This window comes from Geomonas sp. (assembly GCF_035254065.1).
GTDB lineage: Bacteria > Desulfobacterota > Desulfuromonadia > Geobacterales > Geobacteraceae > Geomonas.
Genome location: NZ_DATFBA010000225.1, coordinates 1 through 7,637, shown reverse-complemented (window position 1 = coordinate 7,637; position 7,637 = coordinate 1). Strand labels below are relative to the sequence as shown.

Genomic DNA, 7,637 nt, shown 5'->3' with positions numbered 1-7,637 from the left:
AGCGCCCCCCCTCCCAACCTCCCCCCTTCGGGAGGAGGAGTAATGGTATTACCTCACCCTCTGAACGCCTCGAAGCGGCGGGAAACGAGAAAGCTCCTCGCCTCACCCACCGTAAAAAGGGACCCGCACACCACAATCAAGTCATCGGACTCGGCCGCCTGACGTGCCTGTTCCAGCCCATCGGGCACAGAGCCGGCAGCTGTCGCGTCGGCGCCCGCTTCCCGGCAGAGGAGGGCCAGATCTTGGGCGGGAAGAGCCCTCTCCAGTGCCGGAGCGACCGCAAATACGCGGTCGGCCAGCGGCAACAGGTGGGCAAGCAGACCGGAGATCTCCTTGTCACCCATCATGCCGAGCACCATCAACAGCCGTTGGCGTGGAATCTCGGCAAGCCCCTCGGCCAGCGCCCGGGCGCCATCGGGATTGTGAGCACCGTCCAGGAGGACCCGCGGCGGGCCGGGAAAGAGTTCCATCCGGCCGGGCCATCTGGCGTCCCGAAGACCCGCCACCGCCGCCTCGCGGGAGAGCGGGAACCCATGCTCCGACAGCAACTCTGCGGCCGCCAGTGCCAGCGCCGCGTTGACGCTTTGGTAGCGACCCCTCAGCCCCGACTCCACCCCGTCCAGCGCCAGCTTCATGCCTCTGTAGCTCAGCTTTCCATCCCGCCAGCAGGCTGAGAAGTCGCGCCCGCACAGGTAGAGCGGGGAACCTGTTTCCGCCGCCCGCCGAGAGATGGCAGCGGCGGCATCGGGGTGCTGGTCAGCAGAAACCAGCGGGGTGCCGGGCTTGCAGATACCTGCTTTCTCCGCGGCGATCTCCCCAAGTCGAGCCCCCAAATACTCGGTATGGTCCAACGATACCGGCGTCACCACGGTCAGCAGGCCCTGGAAGGCGTTGGTGGCATCCAGCCTCCCCCCCATGCCGGCCTCGATGACAGCGATGCTGACTCCCCGCTCAGCGAAGCAGAGCGCCGCCAAGGCCGTGACGATCTCGAAAAAGGTGGATTCCGGTGGTGCGGCCTTCATCACCCTCTCGGCCAGGCGGACCACGGTATCCTCGTCGATCTCCTCGCCGTTGATGCGAATGCGCTCGGTAAAGGAACTCAGGTGCGGGGATGTGAAGAGCCCGGTGCGATAGCCGCCGGCGCTGAAAAGGGAGGAAAGGAAGGAGGCTGTGGAGCCCTTGCCGTTAGTGCCGACCACGTGCACGGTGGCGAAGGCCCTTTCCGGATTTCCCAGGGCGTCCAGCAGTTTGGTGATCCTCTCGAGACCCGGCTTCATTCCGAAACGCCCGAGGGCGTAGATGCGTGAGAGGATTTCAGCGTAGGTCATGACAGCCGGCGATTATAGGGAAAGAGGAGGGAAAAGTCCATAGAATTGGGGGCGAAAACAAGGGAGATCAGGAGGATGATCAAGCTTGAGTAAAGCCAGGGAACGTTGGAAAACGGGTAGACCGTTCGCGCTGAGCCTGTCGAAGTACGAACCCCGACTGTCCCGGCTCACTGAGCCGTAAGAGTTCCACGCCCTTCGACAGGCTCAGGGCGAGTGGCTCCGACTTTTTCAGTATCTGCTGGGACGCGCACAAGTACTAGCGAGCGGGGATGTTGAGCGAGATGAGTTCCATCACGTCGCTGCCGGTGTTGCGGTAGCAATGCTCCTCGCCGGCCTCGATCTCCAGGATCAGGCCGGGCTCCAGAAGGTACTCCACCCCGCCCGCAACCGCGACGCCGGAGCCGCTCACGATGTACATGAGGTGGTCGTAGGCATCGATGTGCGGAGCGAAGCCGCCGGCGGGCTCGACCCGCGTGTAAACCATCTTGGTCTGGGAGTCGAGCATGGTCTTGCCGGTTATGCCGTTGGCGATTTCCGGTCTCACCGGCGATGAAGGAAGATCTTCCAGGTTGATGGCGTTACTCATACTCTGCCTCCAGTTGTTCAGGCCCAAGCCCCATCCTCACCCCTGCCCTCCTGCTTTCTATCTCTCCGGCCAGGCCAGCCGCAGTCCCAGCCCGATCAGCACGCAGCCGGCCAGTTGCCCGATGCGGTCGCCGGAACCGGTCCGGCTTTCCAGCCAGCGCCCGATCTCGCCGGACAGGATTGCCACGGTGCCAAAGCAGAGCATGGTGACCACCACGAAGGTGGTTCCCAGAACCAGCATCTGCAGTGGCACTCCGCCGCGCTCGCGCTCCAGGAATTGCGGGAAAAACGCCAGGAAGAAGACGGCCACCTTCGGGTTCATCAGGTTGGCGAGGATACTCTGCCTGAAGATGACCCGGCACTGCAGGTCGGCCAGGCGCCCCTTGGACAGGAGGGGATTGCGGCTTCTCAGCATTTTCACGCCGAGATACATGAGATAGGCGGCGCCGGCGAGCTTGATGCAGGTAAAGGCGGTGGCCGACGAGGCGATCAGCGCGGAAAGGCCGACGATGGCGAAAAAGGTATGGCCGAAATTGCCGAGCGCGAAGCCTGCTGCCGCGGCGAGCGCCGCCCTCCTCCCCTGGGCCATGCCGCGAGTCATCACGTAGATGATGTCGGGGCCGGGAGTGAAGGCGAGCACCGCGGAAGTGGCGGCGAACATTGCGAGATGCGAAGCGGAGATCATTGCTTGTCCCTCTATTGATGAGACACTCCTCCCCCCGAAGGGGGGGAGGTTGGGAGGGGGGAACGCTGCCGCGAATCGCGGGGCTCCACCAATGGGGATACCTCGGCTCCCCCTCCCTAGCCCTCCCCCTTCGGGAGAGGGGACTTTCGGACAAGGCTCCCCGCCGAACAGGGGAGGTTCGGACAGGGGTCCCTGAAAAAGACAAGGGCGCCGCCAGCTGTCGCTGGGCCGGCGCCCTCAATTGTGCTATCTGTTCATGCTTCCCGCACGACCTTTCCTGCTACGGCCTATAGAGCATCTTCAGAATGCTGGCAAGCTGGGACTTCATCTGCCCGCGCTCCACGATGATGTCGACCATGCCGTGGTCGAGCAGGTACTCGGCACGCTGGAAACCCTCGGGGAGCTTCTGACGGATGGTCTGCTCGATGACGCGCGGACCGGCAAAGCCGATGAGGGCCTTGGGCTCGGCCATGTTGATGTCGCCCAGCATCGCGAAGCTCGCGGTCACCCCGCCGGTGGTGGGATCGGTCAGGATGGAGACGAAGGGGAGCCCCTCTTCTCTTAGCTTGGCCAGCGCGGCCGAGGTCTTGGCCATCTGCATCAGGGAGAGGATGCTCTCCTGCATCCTGGCGCCGCCGGAGGCGGAGACCACGATCACCGGGGTGCGGTCGGAGATGCCCCGCTCGATGGCGCGGGTGATCTTCTCGCCGACCACGCTCCCCATGGAGCCGCCCATGAAGGAGAAGTCGAACACGCTGAGCTGCACCGGGGTCCCTTCGATACGCCCTGCCCCGCAGATCACGGCGTCCTTGCTGCCACCCTTTTTCAATGCGGCATCGATGCGATCCTGGTAGCTCTTGGAATCCTTGAAATCGAGGCAGTCGACGGAGACCATGCCGGCATCGAACTCGACGAAGCTCCCCTCGTCGATCAGGAGCTCGATCCTCTTGCGGGCGGAGATCCGGTAGTGGTGGTTGCACTTGGGGCAGACGTTGAGGTTACTTTCAATGTCCTTGGTGTAGATGGTAGCGTTGCAGCTGACGCACTTCGTCCAGAGCCCCTCGGGGACCTTGACCCGGTGGTCCGGGCCCTTCGCCTTGGGCGGATTGTCTCTCTTAAACCATGCCATTATGGTGTCCTCTTCAGGGGAACCCTTCCCCCTTCTCGTCTTTGTTTTAAAACTGGCGCAGATAGTTACCAGATCGTAGCGGCTATGTCAACAAAATCGCGACGCTTCGGCTGCTATCTCACTGTAATTACACGAGATCAAACGTTTACGGCCGAGCGTACTCCTTGTTTTAAAGACGACACGAATGCCCCAAGTTCCCGCACCAGTTCCGCCCCCTGGTACTTCTCGAAGTATTTCACCAGGGCGCTGCCGACCACCACCCCGTCGGCGGTTTCGGCGACCTTGGCGGCCTGCTCGGGGGTGGAAATGCCGAAGCCGACCACCAGCGGGAGCTGCAGGTCGCCCCGCAGCTGGGTGACCCGGTCGGAAAGGGTGTCGGCCACCGAGGTGCGCGCACCGGTCACTCCCGTCACCGATACGTAATAGATGAAGCCGCTCCCCAGCCGGGAAACGGTCTCCACCTTGGAGAGGTCGGAGGTCGGGGTGAGCAGGAAAATGAGGTCGAGCCCCTGGCGGTCGGTGGCGCTTTTCAGCTCCGCGGATTCCTCGGGAGGGAGGTCCACCACCAGCAGGGCATCCACCCCCGCCTCTACGGCGTCGGCGGCAAAGCGCTCCGCGCCGTAGGCGAAGATCGGGTTGAAGTACCCCATCAGCACGATGGGCACCTGGGTGCGGGTCCGCAGTTTTTTCACCAGCTCCAGGATGCGGGGGAGCGTGGTCCCTGCGGCGAGCGCGCGCTCGGAGGAGAGCTGGATGGTCGGGCCGTCGGCCATGGGGTCGGAGAAGGGGACGCCCAGTTCGATGAGGTCGGCGCCCGCACGTTCCAGCTCCAGTACGGCCTCTTCGGTGGTGGCCAGATCGGGATCGCCCGCGGTGATGAAGGTGACCAGCGCCTTCTCGCCACGGCCCCCAAGCTCGGTGAATTTGTCAGCTATCCTGCCCATCGGTGCTCCTTTATCGGTCCCTAAAAAACAAAGTCCCCCTCGAAAGGGGGATCATTCGATTCTACCATAACTTTCCGGGGACTGGCTCCGAAGGTGCCTTCCCCTTCGCTTTTCGTCCCGGAGATGAAAGGGGACTGGCCCCTGCGGAGCCAGTCCCCTTCTAAGTGGATCAGGTGGTGAACTGCTCGATTTCCTTCTTCAGCAGGTCGGACTGCTTGAACAGCTTGTAGACCGCGTCGTCCATCACCCGGGTGGCCCCCAGGTTGGCCTCGGTGGCGCTCTGGATCTCTTCCACCGCGGTCATGATCTGTTCGGAGCCGTGGGTCTGCTCGTCGCAGGCCCGCTTGATGTGACGGATCATCTCGGTGATGCTCTCGGTGGAGCGGGCGATCAGGTTGCCCACCTTGTTCTGCTCGCGGGTGGAGGAGAGCACCTGGGAGGTCAGGCTCTTCATGTTCTCGACCGCACCCATGATCAGCTCGCTCCCCTGGCCCTGCTCGCGGGTGGCCTTGGCGATCTGGGCCACCATCTCGGAGACCTGCTCCATCGCCTCGCGGATCATCTGGCTACCCTTGGCCTGCTCCACGGTGGTACGGGCGATCTCGGCCACCTGAGCGGTCGCCTCGTTGACGCCGACCACGATCTTGGCCAGGGCCTCGCCCGATTTCTGGGAGAGGAGCTCGCCGTCGCCGATTGAGCGTTCCGCCTGCTCGATGGCGTCGACGGCGCGCGCGGTCTCGTCCTGGACACCACGGATGACCTGGGCGATCTCGCGGGTGGAGCTGGAGGTCCGCTCCGAGAGCTCCTTGATCTCGTCGGCGACAACCGCAAACCCCTTGCCGTGCTCGCCTGCCTGCGCCGCGATGATGGCGGCGTTGAGCGCCAGGAGGTTGGTCTGCTCGGCGACCTCGTCGATCACGGAGAGGATCTCGCCGATGGCGGCGGCCCGCTCGGAAAGGGTGGCGATCACCTCGCTGGTGATCTGCGAGGCCTGCTTGATCTCCTGCATGCCGTTGATCATCGCCTCGACCGCCTCGCGGCCGGTCTCGGCATCGCTGCGCACCGACTTGGAGATGGCGGCGGTCTCGTTGGCGTTTCTCTCGACCTGCTTGATGGAGCTGTCCATCTCCATGACGGAGGAGGCGGTGGCGGTGGCGACTTCCATCAGGCTTCCGACCCCGTTGCCGACCTGCTTGATGGATACCCCCATCTCCACGATGGACGAGCTCACCTCGTTCACCGACTGGGAGAGGTTCTCCATGCTCTGCACCACCTCCTCGACGCTGGAGGCCATCTCCAGGATGGAGGAGGAGCTTTCCGAGGCCGAGACGTTGAGGGAGTCGACCCCCTGGGCCACCCCCTTAACCGAGGTGTTGATCTGGATGATGGCGGCCGAGGTCTTGGAGACGCTGTCGGCCTGGGTCTTGGCGGCGGTCACCACCGACTGGGAGGCCTTGGCCATGGTGTCGGTGATCCCGTTCAGCTCGGTGGAAGAGCGGGAGACCTTGCCGATCATGCCGGAGAGTTTGCCGACCATCTCGTTGAAGTGGCTTCCCAGCTCGCCGATCTCGTCGGTGCTGGCGTCCTCCACCTTGACGGTCAGGTCCCCGTCGGCGCCGGCGTTGACCGCCGCAGCCATGGTCCAAACCCTCTTCACGATGTTGCGGGTGATCAGAAGTCCCAGGGCAACGGCCAGCGCGATGGCGACCAGCACGACCGCCACGGTGGTGATGGCGGCCGTCCTCTGGATCTGGGTCACCTGCGCGTTCGCCTGGTTCATCTCGTTGCCGACTTCCAGCAGGATGTCGTCCAGATCCGCCTTGGCCTTGTCGTTGGCGTCGGTGACCTCTTCGTTGGCGATCTGGTGCAGGGTAGGGTCGGTCAGCGAGTTGGGCGTGCCCAGCAGCTTTTCCTTGTGGGCGATCAGCTTGTCGGCTGTCTTCTCGAACTCGTCCCAGCTGGCCAGGAACTTCTTGGTGCGGGCCTCGATGGCGCCACCCTTCACGGCGGGCTGCAGCCCCATCTTCGCATTCCCCTCCAGGAGGGTCTTGGCCATCGTCTGCAGGCGGTCGCGCATCGCTTCATAATCGCCGGTGTAGTCCTGGAACTTGTCCTTCTCGGAGCGGACCATGGCCGCCTGCATGAGGCTCACGTGACAGTACTTCTGGGTCACCGCCATCAGCAGCACCTGTTTCTGCTGTCTGGAGAGCTGCTCGAGGATGTTCTGGATCTGGCCACCGACCCGCTTCACGCTGATCATACCGTAGATACCGGTTATGGCGACCAGCAGTGCCATGACCATGAAGGCAACAATCAGGCGGCCGCGAAGCTTGAGGTTTTTCATCGTTTTTAGCGCTCCGCCTCACTCAGGAGGTAGTTCATCAGGTCGACGGCCTGCTTCACCTCGGCCTTGTTCATGTTGGAGTCCGGCTTCCTGAGCATCTTCACGCCGTAGGCCTTGGTGGCGCCGCGGTCGAAGGGCTGGCCGGAGATGGGAGCCACGCCGGTCTGGATGGCCACGATCATCCGCTCCAGGGTGTGGCACTTCACGCATTTCACCCGAACCACTTCGTAGTTGGCCTTCATGGCCGGGGGGAAGTTGCTGGGATCCAGGCGCATGTTGTCACCCTTGCCGATGACCTTGATACCGGCAAAGGCGGAGGTGGCGGTGGCGGTGATCAGCAGGGTGGTGACGAGAAACTTCTTCATTGAAACTGTCCTCCCTTTTCAACAGACGAGCTTTAATATGGAGGCTGCAGCAGCCAGCCTCGTTTGTTTACCGGATTCTGGGTGAATGTACCTTCTTAGTGCAAAGCTCGCGATAAGGCAAGCTGTTTTTGTCACGGAGCCCCTTCTGCGAGCTCCCTTTTTCCGGTATCCATACCATCGGCAGATCGCGGGATCGCTTTAGTGATGACCATATCTGCCGTCCGAGACTCCCTTCTCCTTCCGAGGCCCCTCTCCCC

General features: G+C 63.0%; 7 protein-coding genes. All 7 read right to left on the bottom strand.

The window, feature by feature from the left end:
- Positions 1 to 53 precede the first annotated feature (53 nt).
- On the bottom strand, positions 54 to 1,328 hold the full coding sequence (locus VJ604_RS10580; protein WP_324082320.1) for a bifunctional folylpolyglutamate synthase/dihydrofolate synthase: 1,275 nt from the start codon (positions 1,326 to 1,328) through the stop codon (positions 54 to 56).
- Positions 1,329 to 1,584: 256 nt separating this feature from the next.
- The gene (locus VJ604_RS10575; RefSeq protein ID WP_324082319.1) at positions 1,585 to 1,914 is read right to left on the bottom strand and encodes a cupin domain-containing protein; all 330 of its coding nucleotides are present in this window, start codon (positions 1,912 to 1,914) and stop codon (positions 1,585 to 1,587) included.
- Positions 1,915 to 1,971: 57 nt separating this feature from the next.
- Positions 1,972 to 2,574 (bottom strand): LysE family translocator, encoded by a 603-nt coding sequence (locus VJ604_RS10570; protein ID WP_324082317.1) that lies wholly within the window; start codon positions 2,572 to 2,574, stop codon positions 1,972 to 1,974.
- A gap of 304 nt (positions 2,575 to 2,878) precedes the next feature.
- On the bottom strand, positions 2,879 to 3,727 hold the full coding sequence (accD, locus tag VJ604_RS10565; RefSeq protein WP_324082316.1) for an acetyl-CoA carboxylase, carboxyltransferase subunit beta: 849 nt from the start codon (positions 3,725 to 3,727) through the stop codon (positions 2,879 to 2,881).
- A gap of 137 nt (positions 3,728 to 3,864) precedes the next feature.
- Positions 3,865 to 4,671 (bottom strand): tryptophan synthase subunit alpha, encoded by an 807-nt coding sequence (gene trpA, locus VJ604_RS10560; protein ID WP_324082315.1) that lies wholly within the window; start codon positions 4,669 to 4,671, stop codon positions 3,865 to 3,867.
- A gap of 169 nt (positions 4,672 to 4,840) precedes the next feature.
- Complete coding sequence (locus tag VJ604_RS10555; protein ID WP_324082314.1) at positions 4,841 to 7,015, bottom strand: methyl-accepting chemotaxis protein; 2,175 nt, start codon at positions 7,013 to 7,015, stop codon at positions 4,841 to 4,843.
- 5 nt (positions 7,016 to 7,020) lie between these two features.
- Positions 7,021 to 7,380, bottom strand: coding sequence for a cytochrome C (locus tag VJ604_RS10550; RefSeq protein WP_324082313.1), 360 nt, complete (start codon positions 7,378 to 7,380; stop codon positions 7,021 to 7,023).
- Positions 7,381 to 7,637: the final 257 nt, after the last annotated feature.

Coding starts and splice junctions, on each gene's coding strand:
- VJ604_RS10580 (WP_324082320.1), bottom strand. CDS start 1,328: ATGACCTACGCTGAAATCCTCTCACGCATCTACGCCCTCGGGCGTTTC.
- VJ604_RS10575 (WP_324082319.1), bottom strand. CDS start 1,914: ATGAGTAACGCCATCAACCTGGAAGATCTTCCTTCATCGCCGGTGAGA.
- VJ604_RS10570 (WP_324082317.1), bottom strand. CDS start 2,574: ATGTTCGCCGCCACTTCCGCGGTGCTCGCCTTCACTCCCGGCCCCGAC.
- accD (WP_324082316.1), bottom strand. CDS start 3,727: ATGGCATGGTTTAAGAGAGACAATCCGCCCAAGGCGAAGGGCCCGGAC.
- trpA (WP_324082315.1), bottom strand. CDS start 4,671: ATGGGCAGGATAGCTGACAAATTCACCGAGCTTGGGGGCCGTGGCGAG.
- VJ604_RS10555 (WP_324082314.1), bottom strand. CDS start 7,015: ATGAAAAACCTCAAGCTTCGCGGCCGCCTGATTGTTGCCTTCATGGTC.
- VJ604_RS10550 (WP_324082313.1), bottom strand. CDS start 7,380: ATGAAGAAGTTTCTCGTCACCACCCTGCTGATCACCGCCACCGCCACC.